Source organism: Amycolatopsis sp. PSD-21 (assembly GCF_055561455.1).
In genome coordinates, this window is the sequence record NZ_CM145712.1 from 3455330 (window position 1) to 3476007 (window position 20678).

Consider the following 20678-nt stretch of genomic DNA (forward strand, 5'->3'; position numbering starts at 1 on the left):
GTCGCCGGTGCTCACTCAACCGTTCGCGGACGCGATCGTCGAAGCCGAGAAGATCATCGCGGAGGCGCCGCACATCCGGACCGAACAGGACCTGGTCGAGGGATACGACTACCTCGCCGGCAGCATCCGCGCGTCCCTGCAGATGGCGTGGGCCTACGAACGGGACTATCCGTTCTTCACCCAGTCCACCGGGCCGTACACGAAGATGGGCCTCGACAACCCGGACACGCTGTACTTCAACGCGAACATCCGCGAGGACCGCGAATACGTCGTCACCGGGACGCGGGGGAGCACGGCCGACGTCAGTTTCCAGGTCCTCAACGGCGACTACTCGCCCGTCGAAGTGCCGGACAGCCTCGCCGCCTTCGACGACCGCGAGATCGAGATCGCCGAGGACGGCTCGTTCGAACTCCGCTTCGGTCCGGCGAAACCCGACCCCGGCCCCAACTATTTCGTGCTCGGCCCGGGTTCGTCGATGCTCGTGGTGCGCGAGGTCTACAGCGACTGGGCCACCGAACGCCGCGGCACGATCCAGATCCAGTGCGCCGACACCGCGGGTGGCGCGCCCGCGCCGCTCACCCGTGACGGGCTGGCCAAACGCTACGGCGTGACCGGCAAGATCCTGCTGAGCAGGCTCCGCACCTTCCTCGCCTTCCCGAAGTGGTTCTACCTGAACCTGCCGGTGAACACGATGACCGAGCCGCGGCCAACGCCGGGCGGCCTGACCACGCAGTACTCGTCGGCCGGGCACTACGAACTCGGCGACGAAGAGGTCATGATCGTGACGGTGCCGCGTTCGGACGCGCCGTACCAGGGCATCCAGCTCGGCAGCGTCTGGTATCTCTCGCTGGACTACATCAACCATCAGACGAGCCTCACCGCCGACCAGGCGCGGGTCGACCCGGACGGCAAGATCCGCTTCGTGATCAGCGAACGCGACCCGGGCCTGGCGAACTGGCTCGAACGCGCCGGACACGACCGCGGCTACGTCCAGATCCGGTGGCAGCGCCTGTCCCGCGCGTTGGAGAAGGCCGACGGGCCCGAGGTCGAGGTGGTGAAGTTCGGCGAACTCGCCGACCGGTTGCCCTTCTACGACGACGCGCGCGTGACCCCACAAGGGTGGGCGGACCGGATCTCGGCCCGTCAGCAGGCGGTCGCGGCGAGGATGCTGGGATGACGGATCTCTTGCGGGACAAGGTGATCGTGGTCTCCGGCGTCGGGCCGGGGCTCGGCCGGTCGATCGCCGTCCGCTGTGCCGCCGCGGGCGCGGACGTCGTCCTCGCCGCCCGTACCGAATCCCGGCTCGCCGAAGTCGCCAAGGAGGTCGACGCGCTCGGCCGCCGCGCGGTCACCGTGCCCACCGACATCACCGACGACGTTTCGGCGGCGAACCTCGCCGAGGCCGCGGTGAAGGCGTTCGGCCGGGTGGACGCCTTGGTGAACAACGCTTTCGCCATCCCGCCGATCATGGATCTCGCCGACGTCGACCTCGCCGACGTGCGGGCCGGCTTCGAGACCAACGTGCTCGCCGCACTGCGGCTCACGCGCCTGTTCACGCCCGCGCTCGCCGAGAGCGGCGGTTCGGTGGTGATGATCAATTCGGCCGTACTGCGGCATTCCCGGCGGACGTTCGGCGCGTACAAGATGGCGAAGGCGAGCCTGCTCGCGCTCGCACAGAGCCTCGCGTCGGAACTCGGGCCGCGCGGGATCCGGGTCAATTCCGTGGCGCCGGGTTACATCTGGGCGGATTCGCTGAAGTGGTACTTCGCTTACCTGGCCAAGGAACGCGGGGTGCCGCCGGAGCAGGTGTACGCCGAGACGGCGGAGACGATCGACCTGCGCCGCCTGCCGGAACCGGACGAGATCGCCGACACCGTCGTGTTCCTGGCCTCGTCGCTCGCCCGGTGTGTCACCGGTCAGTGCCTCGACGTCAACGCCGGCGAATACCACCACTGAGAGGGAGAACATGCTGCCAGGGCGGGAAAACGTCGGCACCGTGGAGGATCTGCACGCGTCGGCGGCGAAACTCACCGGGTTGGACGACTTCGGCGGCGAGGATCATCTCGAAGGTCTCCGCGTGCTGCTGGATTCGTACGCCGGCGAGGCGGGGCTGACCCCGTACGGCAACAAGATCCATCGCGCGTTCCTGCGCGGCGCCCTGGTGGCGAGGTCGTTGAGCGAGGCCTCGTGGAAGCAGAATCCGGAATACGCCGAGGTTCCCATCGAACGGCCGATCTTCGTCACCGGCCTGCCGCGCACGGGGACCACGGCACTCCACCGGCTGCTCACCGAGGACCCGGCGCACCAGGGGCTGGAAGTCTGGCTGACCGAAGTGCCGCAACCGCGTCCGCCACGCGAGACCTGGGCGCAGAACCCGGTCTTCCAAGGGATCCAGGCGGGTTACGAGAAACACCACGTCGAACATCCCGAGTTCATGGGCCTGCACCACATGTCCGCCGACCAGGTCGAGGAATGCTGGCAGCTCCTGCGGCAGTCGCTGAAATCGGTGTCCTACGAATGCCTCGCGCACGTGCCCTCCTACTCGCGCTGGCTGGACGGCCAGAGCTGGACCGACGCCTATCACCGGCACCGGCGCAACCTGCAGCTCATCGGCCTGCCGGACGCCGGGCGCCGCTGGGTGCTCAAGAATCCGAGCCATCTCTTCGCGCTCGACGCGCTGCTGGAGGTCTATCCGGACGCGCTGATCGTCCAGACCCATCGCGCGCCGAGCACGATCGTCGCGTCGGTGTGCAGCCTGAACGAGCAGGCTTCGGCGGGCTGGTCCGACGTCTTCCGCGGCGACGTGATCGGCCGCAACCAGCTGGACCTCTGGGCGCGCGGTGCGGAAAAGTCTTTGGAGGCAAGGAAACGTCACGATCCGGCGCAGTTCTGCGATGTCCGGTACGAAGATTTCGTCGCCGACCCGATCGGTACGGTCGAAGGGGTCTACCGGCATTTCGGGCTGCCGCTGAGCGACGCCGCCCGGGACGCGATGACCGTGGTGCACGCCGAAAGCCGGTCCGGGGAACGGAAACCCGTGCACCGGTATGACCTCGCGGACTTCGGGCTCACCGCCGGCGAGGTCGACGAACGCTTCTCGGCATACCGCGCCGCCTACGACCTCTGACTGCGGTCCTTGCACGCGCGACTACCGCATTCAGAGGACGAAATGCGGGAGGTCAGAAGCCCGCGGCCGCGCGTTGCGAGGGGAGACCGCGCGTCGTGATCCCGCGCAGGACCTCGACGCGGTCCGAGCCCGGCCGCCCGAGTACCCAGCTCGACCCCGGGACCTCCTTGGCGCGTTTCTTCAGTGGAGCCAAGAGCCGCGAAGCGTCCTTGTAGGACCGGATCGCGCCGTGCCCGCACACCAGGGTCGCCAGCGAAACCGTCACCGGCAGCCCGTCGGCCGACCACGCCGTGTCCAGCAGCGCGGCGGCGACCGTGCCGATCTCGTCGACGTCGCAGGCGATCAGGAAGTCGTCCCCGCCGACGTGGCTGACGCGCATCCGGCGCAGCCGGGCCTCCAGATCGGTGAGGGTCCGGCCGAGCGCGCGGATCAGGTCGTCGCCCGCGGCGAACCCGGCGGTGTCGTTCACCGTCTTGAACGAGTCGACGTCGAGCCAGGCCGCGACGAACGGCTCCCGCGCGTTGATCCGGCGGTCGACATCCCTGGCGACGGCGTCGCTGCCGGGCAGGCGGGTCAGCGGGCTCAGCGAGACCGCCTCCTCGACCTTCGCCTCCGCGACCCCGCGGACGACCTCGTTCACCAGCACCACGCCGACACATCGGCCGCGGTCGTCGACCACCACGACGTCGTCGCCGGTCCGGCCCCAGTCCGCGTCGGTGACCAGTTCGAGGAATTCGAGCGCGCTCGCGTCGGCGTGGATCGTGTGCGGCCGGTCGGCGAGCCGCGACGCCGGCCGCTTGGCGTGCAGGGCGTGTCCGTACAAGCCGGTGACCGCGACCAGGAACCGCGTCCGGTCGATCGACCACTGTGGACGGTGCCGGTCGTCGATGCCGACGATGCCGCTCGGCCCGTCGGCGGCGGCCAGCACCTCGCGTACGTCGTCGCAGGTCGCGTCCTCCGGCAGCGTGGTCGCGGGCCGGAGGAAGTCGCCGACACGGCGGGCACGGGCGGTGCCGGGGATGAACGGCCCCGGCGCGTCCGGCGCGGGCAGCGGCGCGTGGTCGCCGTCCGGCGGGGCGAGCAGGTTGCCCTGCGCGATCCGCACGCCGAGCCGCCGCGCGGACTCCAGCTGCTCCGTGGTTTCGAGGCCGGTGGCGACCAGGCGATTGTCCGTGCGGGACGCGAAGTGCAGTACCGCCTCGACCACCGCGACGGCGGCCGGGTCGTGCGGCAGGCCGCGCAGCACGCTGCGGTCCAGTTTCACCAGGTCGACGGGCGCCGAAGCGAGCAGCGTGAGCGGGAGGTCGCCGCGGCCGAGGCCGTCGAGCGCGAGCCGGAACCCGACTTCGGTCAGCCGTCGCATGCCGGTGAGCAGCAGGTCGGCGGGGATCTGCGTGAACGGCGGCCCGATCTCCAGCACGACGTCCCTGGTCCGGCGGCCCGCCAGGCTGAGCGCGTCGGTCAGCGGGTCGAACTGCGACGGCGGCGCCGCCACGGTCCGCGCGGACAGGTTCAGGTGCAGGGGGAGGGTGGCCTGCGGTTCGCGCAGCTGCCGGACGGCCTCGGCGGCGAGGCCGACGTCGACCTCGGCCAGCCTGCCGCTGCGCCGGGCGTCGGCGAGCAGTTCGTGGGCGGTGCCGCGGCCTGGCCGTGCCAATGCTTCGAACGCGACGACGCCACCGGTGTGCAGGCTGTACAACGGCTGGTAAGCGAAGCGGACAGCGATCTGCAACGTCACAAGCGAATGTTCGCGGGTGGCGGCACGAAACGAAATACGTGTCAACTGATGTTCATCGTGAAGGCACCTGGGTTACCTAGAACGGCGTAATGCACGCCACCCGATCAGGTGTTTTCTTACTGGCCATGGTGACAACCGGAAAAGCGCCGACATCGCTTCGGCGGTACCCGAAACATCTTCGCGGCCGCTGGTGAATGCTCGCTGGAGCGCGATGGGCAACGTGAAGAACCGATCGAAGAACACCGGAACCAGTTCGGGCGGCATCCCGCACAACGCGCGCAGGCCATGCCGTCGCAATCCGTGCACGGCGCGTGCCGAAGACGGCCACAGCGCGCGGTGCGCGGCCGACGACGCCGCGGCGGGGCCTCGATCCCAAGCCAGGGCCACGGCGTCGGCCACCGGATCCGCGAGCCGGATCGACGTCGCGACGCTGTACCCGGTCGCCGGATGCACCAGCGCGCCGGCGGCCCCGAACGGCACGGTCCGGCCGCGGCGGGGCACCGGCACGTCGAGCACGATCCGCACGCGCTCCTCGCGCCCGCGCGACGTCAGCCCGGCCGCCCTCAGGCGGGCTCGCAGCCGCGCCGCCAGGACGTCGAGCGGCAGGCCCGGCCTGCGGGCCAGCGAGGTCTCCTCGACCAGGACGGTGCCGTCACCGAGCGGCAGGACATACAGGAATCCGGACTCGGTCTCCCGCCAGTCCATGAACACGGCGGTATCGGGGCCGTCGACCAGGCGCAGCGCGTCCTCGGCCGGGAGGACGGCGCCGAACGCCGTCTGTTCGTACCGGACGCCTCGCGGCCGGACACCGGACGCGTCGACGTACAGGCCGGTCGCGAGGGTTCGTCCGTCCTCGAGACGCACCGACGAACCCTGCCCGCCGTGGTCCACGCCGGACACCGTCCCGGCGACGACGTCGTAGCCACCGTCGAGCCACCGGCGCAGGCCGTCGTTGTCCAGCACCAGGTAGCGCCGCTCCAGGACATGCCGCCTGGTCCCGAAGGCGAGCGTGGTCGAAGGCGCGCACGCGACGGCGCTCCCGGGCAGCGCGGGCAGTTCGTCGGCGAACAACCCGTAGGTCGCCCGCCAGCGGCGGCCCGGCGCCGGGTCGACGAGGACCGTCTCCAGGCCACGCCGGGCACAGGCGCGCGCGAGCGCACGCCCCGCCGGGCCGCCGCCCGCGATCACCACGTCCGTCACCTGCGTATCTCATCACGCCGCCGCGACGGATACGGTGTCACGCATGGAACAGACGGACCCGAGGACGTGGCGGCGCGATCCGGAGAGCGAAAGCGCCGGGTTCACCGACCTCGCCACGAGCCCGTTCCGGATCGACCGGGACCGGATCGCCGCGTCGCCGTTCTTCGCCCGGCTCGGCGGGGTGACGCAGGTGGTCAGCGCCGGGGGGTCCGGCCTGCTGCACAACCGGCTCACGCACAGCCTCAAGGTCGCGCAGGTCGCGCGCGCCATCGCCGAGCGGATCAACGCGAGCAGCGATTCCGCCGAGCTCGCCGCGAAACTGGGCGGCTGCGATCCGGACGTCGCCGAGGCCGCGTCGCTCGCGCACGATCTGGGGCATCCGCCGTTCGGGCACCTCGGTGAGCAGACCCTGGACCGGATCGCCCGCCACCGCTTCGGCCTCGCCGACGGTTTCGAAGGCAACGCGCAGTCGTTCCGGATCATCACCACCACCGACGTGCGCGGCCCGTCCGCCTCCGGGCTCGACCTCACCACGGCGGTGCGCGCCGCGGTGCTGAAGTACCCGTGGGCGCGGCTGCACGTGCCCGACCCGCATCCGACGTCGATGCCCGTCCAGCCGCGCGGCGCGGCCGAGCCCGCCGACGCCCCGGGCACCGGTGCGAGCAAGTTCTCCGCCTACAGCACCGAACTCGACGACTTCACCCAGGCGCGGGCCCCGTTCGACGGCCGGATCGAACCCTGGCAGCAGACCGTCGAAGCGTCCGTGATGGACACCGCCGACGACATCGCCTACGCCATCCACGATCTCCAGGACTTCCACCGGATCGGGGTCCTGCAGCACGCGCCGGTCGCCGCCGAGTTCTCCGGCTGGGTCGATCACGCGCTGGACCTGGCCGCACTGGACGACGCGACCTTGACCGCGGAGCGGCGGCTGCCCGGCCGTTCGCTGGAACGGCTGCGCCGCCGGATGCACGCCAAGGACGGCTGGATCGTCGACGACGACGCCTTCACCAGCGCCGTCGCCCGTGTCCGAGCCGAACTCGTCGACGGCCTGCTCGCCACCGGGTTCGACGGGTCCATCGAGGCCGAACAGGCCACCGCCGCCTTCTCCGCGAAATGGACCGCGCGGCTCGTCGACGGTGTCCAGGTGGTGGCTTCGCCGTCGACCCGGACGGGGCATCTCACGCTGCGTCCCGCCCAGTGGCACGAGGTGCAGGTGCTGAAATTCGTGCACCGGCGGTTCGTGCTGCTGCGCCCGGAACTCGCGCTGCACCAACGCGGACAGGCGAGCCTGGTGACCACACTGGTCGACGCGCTCGACGCGTGGCTGCTCGATCGCGACGAGTTCTACCGGCTTCCGCGACGGTTGCACGACCTGGTGGAATTGGCCCAGTCCGAATTCTCCGCGCTGGCGCGGACGTCGCCGGAACTGCTCATCGGAGCGACCGGGGAACCGGTCACCGGTGCCGACGCCGTCCGCGGTCTGGCGCGCGGGCGGGCGGTCGTCGACTTCGTGGCGTCCCTGACGGACAAGCAGGCGGTGACCCTTATGGACGGCTTGTCGGGCCGTGCGTCGCAGCCTTGGTCGGACTCCTTCGTCCTGTAGCCGCGCGATTACCCTGAACGGCCCACGGCCTGCGGCCGAATCCGGAAAATACCCATCAGACGTCACCCGAACGGCGCCTGCCGCCGGTGCGCGCCCGGTACTTAGCTTGATCGAGCCGGTGATCGCCGGCGTCGGTCAGCGTGAGTCGGGGCACGCGCCTAGGAATCGGAGGCGCACGTGCGTCCAACCCGTTCTAGCAGGAGAAGAAGAACGATCCTGACCGCGGGCACCGCTGCCCTCGTCACCGCGCTCGGCCTGGTGAGCCCGCCCGGCGCGGCGGCGGAAAGCGGATCCCCGGACGCGTTCTCGGCGAACACCGTCCGGCAGATCGAGGCGTTGCAGTCGATCAAGAAGAGCCAGAACGCCGGCGAGTCCAAAGTGGACAGCCGACTGCTGGTCGAGCAGAAACTCCGCGCGCAGCGGATGTCGGCTTCCGCGGTTCCCGCACTGGGGTCTGGGGCGAATGTCTCCGCGGCCGGCACCGTACTCGTGGACATCCGGGGCCAGGTCTCGGAAGAACTCCTCAAGGGACTGCGGGAATCCGGTGCGGGGATTCGCGCGGTGTCCGAACGGTACGGCAGCGTACGCGCCGAGGTTCCGCTGAACGCGGTCCCGGCGATCGCGGCCCGCGCCGACGTCAAGAAGGTCGAGACCGCCAACGAGGCGTTCACCGCCCGCCAGCTCGCCGAACCCGCCGTCGCGGGCAAGCGCGAGAGCAAGGAAGAAAAGGCCACCCGGATCGCGGACGAGCTGAAGAAGGCCGTCGACGCCAAGGGACAGCCGGGTATCGCCGCCGGACCGGTCAACAGCGAGGGCGACCGCGCGCACAACGCCGACACCGCTCGCCAGCAGTTCGGCGTCACCGGCGTCGGCACGAAGATCTGCGCGCTGTCCGACGGTATCGACTCGCTCGCGACCTCGCAGGCACGTGGCGAACTCCCGGCGGGCGTCGACGTGATCCCCGGCCAGGAAGGCGACGGCGACGAGGGCACCGCGATGCTCGAGATCATCCACGATCTCGCGCCGAACGCGTCGCTCGGTTTCGCCAGCGCGTTCAACTCCGACGCCAGTTTCGCCGACAACATCCGCAAACTGCGGTTCGACGCGGGCTGCGACGTCATCGTCGACGACGTCCTGTACTTCAAGGAATCGCCGTTCCAGGACTGGATCATCGCCCAGGCCGTGAACGACGTGACCGCCGACGGCGCGCTGTACTTCTCCTCGGCCGGTAACGAGGGCAACGTCACCGACGGCACTTCCGGCCACTGGGAAGGCGACTTCGTCGACTCCGGCAAGAGCGTCGGCAAATACGCCGGTACCGCGCACAACTTCGCCGGTGCCGACGGCAACCAGATCTTCCAGCCGCTCTCGAACGCGTCGGGCCGGGTGCCGGTCACGTTGTTCTGGTCCGACCCGCTGGGCGCCTCGAACAACGACTACGACCTGTACCTGCTGAACGCGGCGGGCAACGTCGTCGACTTCAGCCAGGACGTCCAGAGCGGCACTCAAGACGCCTACGAGCGGGTGGACACCACCGGCGTCGCCGGGCTGCGCCTGGCCATCGTCAAGTTCTCCGGTGAAGGCCGCTACCTTTCGCTGTCCGCGCTGCGCGGCCGGTTCTCCGACTCGGCCGACGGCCTCAAGGCCTACACCAGCCCCGGCGTGACCGTCGGGCACTCGGCCGCGCGGGACGCGTTCAGCGTCGCGGCGGCACCGGCGGCCAAGGCGTTCCCCCGTGCCCTCGAACCGGGCGACCCGGCCAACCCGGCCGGTCCGTTCCCCGGCGCGTTCGGCGCGGCCACGAAGGTCGAACGGTTCACTTCGGACGGTCCGCGGCGGATGTTCTACCAGGCCGACGGCACGCCGATCACCCCGGGCAACGTGTCCGCGACCGGTGGTGAGGTCCGCGCGAAGCCGGACATCACCGCGGCTGACGGCGTCTCCACCAGCGTCACCGGCTTCACCACGTTCTACGGCACGTCGGCCGCCGCGCCGCACGCCGCCGCGATCGCGGGCCTGGTGCTCTCGGGCAACCCGGGGCTGCCCCCGGCCGACGTGCGCGAGGCGCTGGTCAACACCGCCGTCGACATCCTCGCCCCCGGCCGCGACAACTCCAGCGGCGCCGGCGTCATCCTCGCCGACAAGGTGCTCGCCTACACCGGCGCCAGCCCGCAGCCGCTCGCGTCCGCTGGCCAGCCGACGGTCACCCCGGCCGACGGCGGCTCCGCGCTCGACCCGGGCGACACCGCCAAGGTCACCCTTCCGGTCACCAACCGCGGCGACGGCACCGCGACGTCCACCAGCGTCGTGCTCTCCAGCCCGACCCCCGGGGTCACGGTGGCGCCGCGGTCGAAGTCGTACGGCACGATCAGCCCCGGACAGACCGGCGTGAACGACTTCACCATCACCGTTCCCGCCACGCAGGAACTCGGGGTGCCGGTGGTGCTGAACGCGCGCGTGACCTTCGCGGGTTCGTACTCGCCGACGACGTCCACGTTCTCGCTGCCGGTCGGCACCCCGTCGCCGGTTTCGCGGGACTTCGCCTACACCGGTGACGCCGTGGCGATCCCGGACAGCGACCCGACCGGCGTGACCGTGCCGATCACGGTGAGCGGGGTCGGGCGCGCGTCGAAGCTGACGTTCTCGGTGGACGGCGCGACCTGCAACGCGGACCAGACCTCGACGACGGTGGGCATCAACCACTCGTACGTCGGTGACCTGGTCGGCACGCTGACCTCGCCCTCGGGCGCGAAGGCGACCGTGTTCCAGCGCAGCGGCGGCTCGGGCAACAACCTGTGCCAGGTCGTCTTCGCCGACAGCGCGGCCGCCGCGTTCAGCTCGGTGAGCGCGGCGAACGCGCCGTTCACCGGCACCTACAAGCCGGCGCAGGCGCTCGGCGGCCTGGCCGGTGCGGCGGCCGACGGCACGTGGAAGTTCACCGCGGTGGACGTCGCCGGTGGCGACACCGGGTCGATCCGCGCGATCTCCTTGCACATCAACGGTTTCGTTCAGCCCGGCGTGGCGGAGCGGCCCGCGGGTGTCGGGAAGTCGGTCGGGCGTGGGCCGGTGAAGCCGGTGTAGTCCTCTTGTTCGTGAAGGTCCCCTTCCCTCGACTGAGCCGGCGGAAGGGGACCTTTTCGCGTGGTGGCTGGTGTCGCGAAAGCCACTTTCGCAACCTTCAACGTTGCGAAAGTGGCTTTCGCAACGCCTGCACGCGTCCGCCGTTGCCGCGAAACGGCGACAGCCGCACGGGCAGGGGCTTCTGGCTTGCCAGGTGGGTCGGGTGGTGTCGCGAAAGCCACTTTCGCGACGTCTGGTGTCCCGAAAGTGGCTTTCGCGACACCGCCGATTGGGAGCGTCGCGTTTACTCGTCCCTGCCGCGGCGGGCGTTGCGAAAGCCACTTTCGCAACCTTCAACGTTGCGAAAGTGGCTTTCGCAACGCCTGCACGCGTCCGCCGTTGCCGCGATACGGCGACAGCCGCACGGGCAGGGGCTTCTGGCGTGCCAGGCGGGTCGGGTGGTGTCGCGAAAGCCACTTTCGCGACGTCTGGTGTCCCGAAAGCCACTTTCGCGACACCGCCGATCGGGAGCGTCGCGCGTACTCGCCCCTGCCGTGGCGCGCGTTGCGAAAGCCACTTTCGCAACCCTCAACGTTGCGAAAGTGGCTTTCGCAACACGGCCGCAGCCGGAGCGTCGCCGCGAAACGGCAACGTCCGACCCCTGCTGATCCGCGCCGCGCCCCGTACGTTGGACCCATGGCGAGGGAGCGGCAGGTGGCAGGCGGGGGACGGGCGGTCGAAATCGCGCCGGATCGCCTCGAAGGCTGGTACGCCCGTTTCGCCGTCCGCAACGATGGCGTTCGCGAGACCGAGCTGAGCCCCGGCACCGTCGCCGTCGTCGCGGGCAACGGCGTGGTGGCCGTCGCGACCGTCCCTTTCGGACCGCTGAACGCCGAAGGAACCGTGCCGGGTCTCGCCGTCGGCCCGCTCATCGACCACGCGCTGATCTCGCGGAGGATCGCGCTCCTGCTGGTGCGCCGCGGCGGGCACAGCGTCGGGATCGCGCGCGGGGGAGTGGTCGTCCAGTCCAGGACGGACCGCCATCTCGTCCAGGGCCGTTCCGCGGCGGGCGGCTGGTCTCAGCAACGGTTCGCGCGGAGGCGGGAAGGGCAGGCGCGCTCGGCGCTTCGGTCCGCCGCGGACGACGCCTTCGAGGTGCTCGTCCCGCAACTGTCCGAAGTGGACGCGGTCGTGCTCGGTGGTGACCGCCGCGCCCTGGAATCCCTGCGCGAGGACAAGCGTCTGGCGTCGTTGTTCCGGCGTGCCGAGGCCCGCGTCCTCGACATCGCCGAACCGCGCCGCACGGTGCTCGAAGACGCGGCGGAGCGGGCTGTCGCGGTCGAAATCACCCTCTCCGGGCCGTGACGTCGCGCACGGTCGGATAAAACCGTTCGACACCGGCCCGTACACTGATCGCGTGGACATCCTCTTGGAGTGAGCTCCTCGTCTGCCCGACGGCAGACGAGTCGAAGCTGTCCGCTCATCCACCTTTTACCGGGAGTTCCCGTGATCACGGCCTCTGGCCTGCAGCTGCGCGCCGGCTCGCGCATTCTGCTCGACGACACCAACGTCCGCATCCAGCAGGGCGACCGCATCGGCCTGGTCGGCCGCAACGGCGCCGGCAAGACCACCTCGCTCAAGGTGCTGGCGGGGGAGGGTGAGCCGTACGCGGGCGAGGTCCGCCGCAGCGGCGAGCTCGGCTACCTCCCGCAGGACCCGCGCGAGGGCGATCTGTCCGTCACCGCGAAGGACCGCGTGCTCTCCGCGCGCGGTCTCGACACCTTGCTGCGCAACATGGAAAAGGCGCAGACCGCGATGTCGGAGCTGGCGGACGAGAAGGAACGCGACAAGGCGGTCAACCGCTACAGCCGTCTCGAAGAGCGCTTCGCCTCGCTCGGTGGGTACGCCGCCGAGAGCGAGGCCGCACGGATCTGCTCCAACCTCGGCCTTGCCGACAGGGTGCTCGAGCAGACGCTGCAGACGCTTTCGGGTGGTCAGCGCCGCCGTGTCGAGCTGGCCCGGATCCTGTTCGCCGCCGCCGAGGCGGGCGCCGGCGGGAAATCCGAGACGATCCTGCTGCTCGACGAGCCCACCAACCACCTCGACGCCGACTCCATCAACTGGCTTCGCGGTTTCCTGAAGCAGCACGACGGCGGTCTCGTGGTCATCAGCCACGACGTCGAACTGCTCGCGGACGTCGTCAACAAGGTGTGGTTCCTCGACGCGACCCGAGGCGAGCTCGACCTCTACAACATGGGCTGGCAGCGCTACCTCGACGCGCGCGCCACCGACGAGAAGCGGCGCCGCCGCGAGCGCGCGAACGCCGAGAAGAAGGCGTCCGCGCTGCAGCAGCAGGCCGCCAAACTGGGCGCCAAGGCGACGAAGGCCGTGGCCGCCAAGAACATGGCCCGCCGTGCCGAGCAGATGCTCTCCGCGCTCGACGAGACCCGGCAGGCCGACAAGGTCGCCCGGATCAAGTTCCCCGAACCCGCCCCGTGCGGCCGGACACCGCTCACCGCGGAGGGGCTGTCGAAGTCCTACGGCTCGCTCGAGATCTTCACCGGAGTCGACCTCGCCATCGACCGCGGGTCGAAGGTCGTCGTGCTCGGATTGAACGGTGCCGGAAAGACCACATTGCTCCGGCTGCTCGGCGGAATGGAAACTCCGGATACCGGCGAGACCATTCCAGGTCACGGATTGCGTCTGGGCTATTACGCACAGGAACATGAAACTCTCGACCACGACGCGTCCGTGTGGGAAAATATCCGTCACCTCGCGCCGGACACCGGCGCGCAGGAGTTGCGGAACCTTCTCGGCTCGTTCCTGTTCACCGGCGAGCAGCTCGATCAGCCCGCCGGCACGCTCTCCGGCGGCGAGAAGACGCGGCTCGCGCTCGCCGGGCTGGTGTCCAGCGCTGCCAACGTTTTGCTGCTCGACGAGCCGACGAACAACCTGGACCCGGCCAGCCGCGCCCAGGTCCTGGACGCCTTGCGAAGCTTCGCCGGAGCCGTCGTCCTGGTCACGCACGACCCGGGCGCCGTCGAGGCGCTGGAGCCGGAACGCGTGATCCTCCTGCCGGACGGCACCGAGGACCATTGGTCGGCGGATTATCTGGAACTTGTCCAGCTTGCGTGAGGCCTGCGTCCGTTCGGGTGCTTGATCGATGCCATCCGGCCACTGAAATGGCCCAATGTGATCGCGGTTTCAGCAGTTTTGCGCTCGTCGTCTGGCATTCCGGCGCTCAGTGTTCGATCATTGCGGCGACAGGGGCCGTTATGTGGCCCAGAACACTCTCGGCGGGAAGGCGATCGACGTGGCTGATCTCAAGAAAGGCGCGCGGATCACCGGCAACACGCGTGACAAGCTGGCCGCTGACCTGAAGAAGAAATACGAGAAGGGCTCGAGCATCCGCGCTCTCGCGGAGTCCACGGGTCGCTCGTACGGGTTCGTGCACCGGGTCCTCTCGGAGTCCGGCGTCCAGCTGCGCGGCCGTGGCGGTGCCACCAGGGTCAAGAAGAAGTAGTCACGAGGAAGTAGCGGACTGCTGCGCGGGGGGCGCAGTTCCCTTTCCAGGGACCGCTGTTTCACGGGTTTCCGCGGCCAGGAACACCAGCCTGGCACCGAGCAGGACCAGCGGATACACCAGGTAGCCGTACCTCGTCGCCGGAGTGAGCATGATCAGCGCGACGAGCCCGACAGCCATGCGCAGCAGCGCGTCCGAGCCGGTCGAGGGCGGACGGCGCAGCAACCAGACCAGGATCGCGACGGCGGCGATCCCGAGCAGGACGAAGGAAACCGCCGTGCCCACCGGGCCGAGCGAGGCGATGAGGTGGCCGGGCAACGGGCTCGCCGCCGGTGACTTGATCACGCCGATTCCCATCGGGAACCGGAAGACGTGTTCGGCGAACGCCTTGGGGTCGACCAGGTAGACGGGCACGTGCAGGACGAGGGTCGTCACCACGAGTGCCGCGGCGAATCCGCCGAGTGCGCGAGGGCCACGGCGCGTGATCAACAGGACACCCAGCACCACGATCGCGGGCGCGACGATGAGTTTCGCGCTGACCACCAAGGCCAGCACCAGACCCGACAGGATCGCGCGTCCGGTCGCGGCCAGTGCGAAGGACAGCACCAGCAGCCCGACGATGGCCAGATCCGGGCCGGCGACCGCCCAGGTCAGCGCCGTCAGCGGGCAGGCGAGCGCGAGTTGCGCGGCGCTGACCGGGATTTTCGGCCATTTCAGCAGCCGCAGCGTCAGCAGCACGCACGCGACGGCCGCCAGCGCGAACATCCAGCGCGCGTCGGTGAGGGCGTCCGCGACCGGTCCGCCGCCGAAGAGGGCGCGCGGCAGGCCGAAGACGGTCATCACCGGACCGTATGGCGTGTAATCGTTTACTTCCACCGCGCGACCGAGCGCGGTGACGTCGACGTACGGGGTTCCGTTCTCCAGAAGGAGTTTCGCCGACCGCTCGATCACCCAGACCTCGGGCTGCGCGGCCCAGGACTTCGGCGTGACAAGCCAGTCCACTCCGGTCAGACGGCGAATGACGAGCATTCCCAACGGAAGGATCATGGCGAACAGGCCGATGGTGCCGATACCGATCCACCGCGAACCGAGCGCGCCGGACAGCGGCTTGCCGCGCCGGGCGGCGATCGCCAGCCAGCCGGTGTGGACCACGGCGAGGCCGTAACCCGCTACAGCGAAGTTCGCCCACACGCGATAGCCGTAGAACTCCGCGACGGCCGTGTTCACGACGGCGAAGATCAGGCATCCCGTGTAGAAGACCAGGTCGATGGTCAGTCGTCGCCGGTCTGGGTCGGTGGTCACCGGCTCAGGCTACCGACGCGGCGGCATCCGCCGGAAAGAGGACGCGGAAACCGGGAAGCATCCGGTGTGTTCCGGTGTTGGTCATGCGTATATCCGGGAAAACCCTCGACTATTATCGAGGTTCTGGGGGCAAAGAGAGGGTTCTCATGGACAACACCTGGTCGCTGATGAACTCGGCGATGAAGTCGGCCGACGTTCCGAAGGGGCTGCACAAGGGCACGCTGCGCCGGGTCGCGCGGTTCGCCAGGCCGCACTGGCGGAGGCTGCTGATATTCCTGGCGCTCACCGTCGTCTCGGCGGTGCTGGCGGTCAGCACCCCGGTGCTGGCAGGGAAGGTGGTCGACGCGATCGTCGGCGGGCACGACGTCTCGCTCGTGGTGTGGCTCGCCGTCGTGATCGCCGTGCTGGCGCTGATCGACGCCGGGCTCGGGCTGGCCGAACGGGCGCAGTCCTCGAGGATCGGCGAGGGGATCATCCTCGACCTGCGGCTCGCGGTGTACCGCCACGTGCAGCGGATGCCGGTCGCCTTCTTCACGCGCACCCGCACCGGCGCGCTGGTGAGCAGGCTCAACAACGACGTCATCGGCGCGCAGCGGACGTTCACCGCGACACTGTCCGGTTTGGTCACCAACGTGATCCAGCTCGTACTGTCGCTCGTGGTCATGGTGACGCTGTCGTGGCAGGTCACCCTGCTGGCGCTGGTGCTGCTGCCGGTGTTCATCCTGCCGACGCGGCGCCTCGGGCGGCGGATGGCCGAGCTGCAGCGGGAGGCCGGCGGGCTCAACGCGTCGATGACCACGCAGATGACGGAACGGTTCTCCGCGCCGGGCGCGACGCTGGTGAAGCTGTTCGGCGACCCGGAGCGCGAGACCGGCGAGTTCGGGGCGCGGGCCGGACGCGTGCGCGACATCGGCGTGCGCACGGCGATGCTGACGCGCTGGTTCCTCACCAGCCTGACCACGGTTTCCGCGCTCGCGCAGGCGCTTGTTTACGGCTTGGGCGGCTACCTCGCGCTGACCGGGGCACTCGCACCCGGCACCGTCGTGGCGCTCGCGTTGCTGCTGACGAGGCTGTACTCGCCGCTCACCGCGCTGGCGAACGTCCGGGTGGACGTGATGACCGCGCTGGTGTCGTTCGAGCGGGTCTTCGAGGTGCTCGACCTCAAGCCGATGATCGAAGAGAAGCCGGAGCCGCGCCGCGTTCCCGAAGGCCCGGTCTCGGTGGAGTTCTCCGGCGTCCGGTTCGGCTACCCGGCGGCGGACCGGTACTCGCTGGCGTCGCTGGAGGATGTGTCCACTTTGGATCACCGGGGTGGCGAGGAGGTGCTGCACGGCATCAGCTTCCGCGCCGAACCCGGGCAGATGGTGGCGCTGGTCGGTTCGTCCGGTGCGGGCAAGTCGACGATCGCCTCGCTGCTGCCGCGCCTCTACGACGTCGACGCCGGGTCGGTCAAACTGTCCGATGTGGACGTTCGCGACCTGAGTTTCGCGTCGCTGCGGGAAACCGTCGGTGTGGTGACCCAGGACGGGCACCTCTTCCACGACACGATCCGCGCGAACCTCGAGTACGCGCGGCCCGGCGTCACCGACGCCGAGATCTGGGCGGCGCTGGAGAAGGCACGGCTGGCCGACTTGCTCCGGGAACTACCGGACGGGCTGGAGACCGTGGTGGGGGAGCGGGGTTACCGGCTCTCCGGCGGGGAGCGGCAGCGGCTGACCATCGCCCGGCTGCTGCTGGCGCAGCCAAGGGTCGTCGTCCTCGACGAGGCGACCGCGCATCTGGACTCGCAGTCCGAGGCGGCCGTGGGCGAGGCGCTGACCGACGCGCTCGACGGGCGGACCGCGCTGGTCATCGCGCACCGGTTGTCGACGGTCCGGGCGGCCGACCAGATCCTGGTCATCGAGCACGGGGAGATCGTCGAGCGGGGGACGCACGAAGAGCTTCTCGCGCGCGAAGGGCGCTACGCGGCGCTGTACCTGACGCAGTTCTCGGAGGAGCCTGCGGCCGCGTGACCCTCGGGTCGGGTGGTGAAAGGACCTTTCACCACCTTCAGCCACCACAGCAGGTACAGCGGTCGCGCGTGAAGGACCCCTTCCCTTGGCTCAGCCGAGGAAACTCGACCTTCACACCTTGCCTCCCAGTACATGAAGGCCCCCAGGCGCAAGGAAGGGGGCCTTCATGTACTTCAGGCGCGCACGGGCGCCGGTGCCGAGCCCACTTACGACCGCAGGGCGGCGAAGGTCGCGTTCACCAGCGCCATCTTCCGCGGATCGTCCCGCATCAGCGGACCCATCCGGTTCATCGTGTAGCCGAAGGCGATCCCGCTTTCGGGATCCGCGCCACCGGACGAGCCGCCGAACCCGTCGTGCCCGAAGGCGCGCGGGTTCGGTCCGAAACCGCGTTCCTCGCTGCCGAGGTAGAAGCCCAGTGCCCATTCGTTGCCCAGCCCGCCGACGAGGTCGGCCTCGCGGCCCTGTCCTTCGCGGGCGGTCGCGAGCGCTCCGGCCGAAAGCAGGCGGCCCGAAGCGAGTGCTCCGTAGATGGTCGCGATGGCCCTGGCGGTGCCGTGCCCGTTCAAGGCGGGCAGGATCGCGCGCCGCCACTCGGGTTCGTTGGCGTCGCGGCCTTGCACGCGCGGGTTCGCCAGCGCCGCGAGGGCGGCCGGGCCGGCGTTGGCGAACGCCTGCGTCAACGCGGTCGTCATCTCGTCGCTGAGCACGGGTTCGACGAGGGTGGAGCAGCGCGCCAGATCGGCTTCGGAGTCCAGGCCGATCCGGAAATCCGCGTTCAAGGGGCCGGCGATGTGCCGGGCGAAGTACGCGCGGACGTCCTGCCCGCTCACCCGGCGGATCACCTCGCCGACGAGGAACCCGAACGACAACGCGTGGTAGCCGCTGGCGGTGCCCGGCTCGAAGAGCGGCGCCTGCGCGGCGAGCAGTCCGGTGATGTGGTCCCAGTCGTACAGTTCCTTCACTGTCACCGGCCGCTCGAGACCGATCCCGGTCACCCCCGAGCGGTGCGAAAGCAGCCAGCGCACCGGGATCTCCCGCTTGCCCGCCGCCGCGAACTCCGGCCAGTACTTCGCGACCGGCGCGTCGAGGTCGAGCAGCCCGGCGTCGGCGAGGTGGTGCGCGCAGAGCGCGGTCATGCCCTTGGTGGTCGACCAGACGTTGGTGAGCGTGTCGGCCCGCCAGGGGGTCGTGCGGTCCGGATCGGCCCAGCCCGCCCAGAGGTCGACCACGGTCTCGCCGTGCCGGGTCACCGAGAACGCGGCGCCGATTTCGTCGCGTCGGGCGAAGTTCTCCTCGAAGGCGGCGCGGACGGGTTCGAAGCCCGCCGCGCACTCGCCGTGGATCTCGGTCATGGCACGGACCTCCTGCGGACACCGACCGGTCGGTATGTGACCGTAGAAGTCCCGCGTGGACGAGTCAAGGAAACTCGTCCACGCGGTGGAGCTTCATAAGCCAAGTTCGCGGTCTTCGCGCCCAGGCGGTCCCTGACGGCACCTGGATCACGAAGCCCATCGAACAGGCTTGTGAAACACGCCTAGCGGAGAGCCGGAACCCGGGCGCCGTACTTGGCGAGCAGCGCGGCGTTGGCCTCGTCGCCACCGTCCACGTTGGAACTGCGCCACAGCGGGATGTCGACGCCCTGCGCCGCACCGAGATCGACGACCTCGGCGAGCACGAGGTTCCACAGGAACGCGTTGATCACCGTGGACAGCGGCGCGGTCCGCGGCGCGTCCGCCGGGTAGCTCGCGTCCCCGGGACGGACGTGGGAGTCGAGCACGATGCTCGCCTCTTCGATGAGCGTCGTGGCCGCGCGTTTGGGCGCCGCGGCCACCGACGCGGCCGAACTCACGGCGATGACCGACGCCCCGCGCTTGCGGGCGCCGGCGGCCAGTTCGACCGGATACGGGTTGACCCCCGACGTCGAGAACACCACCAGCAGGTCGTCCGGGCCCGGCGCGCGCTCGGCCAGCACCTCTTCGGCCAGCCCGGAGCGGCGTTCGGTCTTGGTGCTGTGCTGCGCGCCGTGCAGGGGCAGCAGTTCGGGGTGGTAGACCGGGTACACGCAGGCGAGCCCGCCCGCCCGGTAGAAGGTCTCGGCGACCGCGGCCAGTGAATGCCCGGCCCCGGCGGTGAACACCAGGGCGTCCGCCCGGATGACCCCCAGGATCAGCTCCGCCGACTTCCGGATCTGCTCCGCGTTACTCCGTTCGGCCTCCGCGAGCCGTTCGGCGACGCCTGCACAACGTTCGGTGGTGCTCACCACATCCGCCCTTCCGTCTGGAGATCAGCGACGAATGTATCGCGTAGACCAATGGCCGAAGTGGAATACATCGGGTCATGATCGAGGTTGACCCGATCACTGCGGCCGGGGTTTCGGAGACTGGAGGGTCCAGGGTGAGCGAGGCTGATCCCGCGGTGCGGACTTGGCGGGCACGCGGCCGGGTGAACGGCGTGGTGCTGGTCCTGCACGGCGGCGCGGAGCACAGTCATGCCCGCGTGGCGCCGTGGCGGCTGGCGTACCAGCGGATGGTGCCGCTGGCGAAGGACGTCCACCGGGCGGGCCGGGCGCACGGGGTCGAGGTGCGCCTCCTGCGCAACCGGATCTACGGCTGGAACGACCACGGCACCGACGCGCTCGCCGACGCGCGCTGGGCGCTGGAACGCATCCGCGAAGACCATCCGGGGGTTCCGGTGATCCTCGTCGGCCATTCGATGGGCGGACGGGTCGGGCTGCGCGTCGCCGACGATCCGGCCGTCATCGGCGTCTGCGCGCTGGCACCGTGGACACCACCGGGTGAACCCATCGACGCCGTCGGCGGCCGCGCCGTCCTCATCGCGCACGGGACCAAGGACCGGATGACCGATCCCGTGGCGTCACACGCTTTCGCGGAACGCGCCGAAAAGGTGACATCGCGGTCCGCGCGATTTGAAATAGGCGGCGAAGGGCACGCGATGCTACGAAGGTCTCGCGTCTGGAACCGGCTCGTACGGGCTTTCACCCTGGAGCTGATCGAAGCCGGGGGAACCGACGAAACGCTGAGCGGCGCCTGGGGGCGGCCGAGCTCGGAACGGCTGCGGATCCCGGTCTAGACCGGGTGGGAGGGAGTTCT

General features: G+C 69.9%; 15 protein-coding genes. 10 read left to right on the top strand and 5 right to left on the bottom strand.

What is annotated here, in order from left to right; translation table 11 throughout:
- The first annotated feature begins 7 nt into the window (after positions 1–7).
- Genes ACZ1DY_RS16740 through ACZ1DY_RS16750 form a run of 3 tightly spaced genes read left to right on the top strand, consistent with a single transcriptional unit; the run spans position 8 to position 3127 of the window.
- The gene (locus ACZ1DY_RS16740; RefSeq protein ID WP_465484880.1) at positions 8–1177 is read left to right on the top strand and encodes a hypothetical protein; all 1170 of its coding nucleotides are present in this window, start codon (positions 8–10) and stop codon (positions 1175–1177) included.
- The gene (locus tag ACZ1DY_RS16745) at positions 1174–1956 is read left to right on the top strand and encodes an SDR family oxidoreductase (RefSeq protein ID WP_257487695.1); all 783 of its coding nucleotides are present in this window, start codon (positions 1174–1176) and stop codon (positions 1954–1956) included. Before ACZ1DY_RS16740 ends, ACZ1DY_RS16745 begins: the two co-directional genes overlap by 4 nt.
- A gap of 10 nt (positions 1957–1966) precedes the next feature.
- Complete coding sequence (locus ACZ1DY_RS16750; RefSeq protein WP_465484881.1) at positions 1967–3127, top strand: sulfotransferase family protein; 1161 nt, start codon at positions 1967–1969, stop codon at positions 3125–3127.
- Positions 3128–3179: 52 nt separating this feature from the next.
- Here the strand turns inward: ACZ1DY_RS16750 and ACZ1DY_RS16755 are convergent, their stop codons facing one another.
- Together ACZ1DY_RS16755 and ACZ1DY_RS16760 are read right to left on the bottom strand one after the other, a co-directional pair.
- On the bottom strand, positions 3180–4865 hold the full coding sequence (locus tag ACZ1DY_RS16755) for an EAL domain-containing protein (RefSeq protein WP_465484882.1): 1686 nt from the start codon (positions 4863–4865) through the stop codon (positions 3180–3182).
- A 72-nt stretch (positions 4866–4937) separates the two neighbouring features.
- Positions 4938–6065, bottom strand: a complete 1128-nt coding sequence (locus ACZ1DY_RS16760) for a lycopene cyclase family protein (RefSeq protein ID WP_465484883.1) — start codon at positions 6063–6065, stop codon at positions 4938–4940.
- Positions 6066–6108: 43 nt separating this feature from the next.
- On the opposite strand from ACZ1DY_RS16760, the gene ACZ1DY_RS16765 reads away from it, so the two are divergent.
- The 5 genes from ACZ1DY_RS16765 (at position 6109) to ACZ1DY_RS16785 (ending at position 14254) form a co-directional block, all read left to right on the top strand.
- Positions 6109–7671 (top strand): deoxyguanosinetriphosphate triphosphohydrolase family protein, encoded by a 1563-nt coding sequence (locus ACZ1DY_RS16765; protein ID WP_126731831.1) that lies wholly within the window; start codon positions 6109–6111, stop codon positions 7669–7671.
- A gap of 213 nt (positions 7672–7884) precedes the next feature.
- A complete protein-coding gene (locus ACZ1DY_RS16770; protein WP_465485675.1) occupies positions 7885–10752 on the top strand; it encodes a S8 family serine peptidase in 2868 nt (955 codons plus the stop codon).
- Between the two features lie 675 nt (positions 10753–11427).
- Positions 11428–12096, top strand: a complete 669-nt coding sequence (locus ACZ1DY_RS16775; protein ID WP_465484884.1) for an acVLRF1 family peptidyl-tRNA hydrolase — start codon at positions 11428–11430, stop codon at positions 12094–12096.
- A gap of 141 nt (positions 12097–12237) precedes the next feature.
- Complete coding sequence (locus ACZ1DY_RS16780; protein ID WP_034311834.1) at positions 12238–13866, top strand: ABC-F family ATP-binding cassette domain-containing protein; 1629 nt, start codon at positions 12238–12240, stop codon at positions 13864–13866.
- Between the two features lie 178 nt (positions 13867–14044).
- Positions 14045–14254 carry a helix-turn-helix domain-containing protein gene (locus ACZ1DY_RS16785; protein WP_003071237.1) on the top strand — a complete coding sequence of 70 codons (210 nt, stop codon included), beginning with the start codon at positions 14045–14047 and terminating at the stop codon, positions 14252–14254.
- On the opposite strand, the gene ACZ1DY_RS16790 is transcribed toward ACZ1DY_RS16785, so the two are convergent.
- The gene (locus tag ACZ1DY_RS16790; RefSeq protein ID WP_465484885.1) at positions 14255–15556 is read right to left on the bottom strand and encodes a glycosyltransferase 87 family protein; all 1302 of its coding nucleotides are present in this window, start codon (positions 15554–15556) and stop codon (positions 14255–14257) included.
- A gap of 146 nt (positions 15557–15702) precedes the next feature.
- Between ACZ1DY_RS16790 and ACZ1DY_RS16795 the strand changes: the two genes are divergently transcribed.
- Positions 15703–17568, top strand: a complete 1866-nt coding sequence (locus tag ACZ1DY_RS16795) for an ABC transporter ATP-binding protein (RefSeq protein ID WP_465484886.1) — start codon at positions 15703–15705, stop codon at positions 17566–17568.
- A 206-nt stretch (positions 17569–17774) separates the two neighbouring features.
- Here the strand turns inward: ACZ1DY_RS16795 and ACZ1DY_RS16800 are convergent, their stop codons facing one another.
- Together ACZ1DY_RS16800 and ACZ1DY_RS16805 are read right to left on the bottom strand one after the other, a co-directional pair.
- Entirely contained in the window at positions 17775–18920 is a 1146-nt protein-coding gene (locus tag ACZ1DY_RS16800) for a serine hydrolase domain-containing protein (protein WP_126731840.1), read from the bottom strand.
- 182 nt (positions 18921–19102) lie between these two features.
- A complete protein-coding gene (locus ACZ1DY_RS16805) occupies positions 19103–19831 on the bottom strand; it encodes an SIS domain-containing protein (RefSeq protein ID WP_126731841.1) in 729 nt (242 codons plus the stop codon).
- A gap of 131 nt (positions 19832–19962) precedes the next feature.
- Here ACZ1DY_RS16805 and ACZ1DY_RS16810 point away from each other — a divergent pair, with 131 nt between their 5' ends.
- Positions 19963–20658, top strand: coding sequence for an alpha/beta hydrolase (locus ACZ1DY_RS16810; RefSeq protein WP_465484887.1), 696 nt, complete (start codon positions 19963–19965; stop codon positions 20656–20658).
- The last annotated feature ends 20 nt before the right edge of the window (positions 20659–20678 follow it).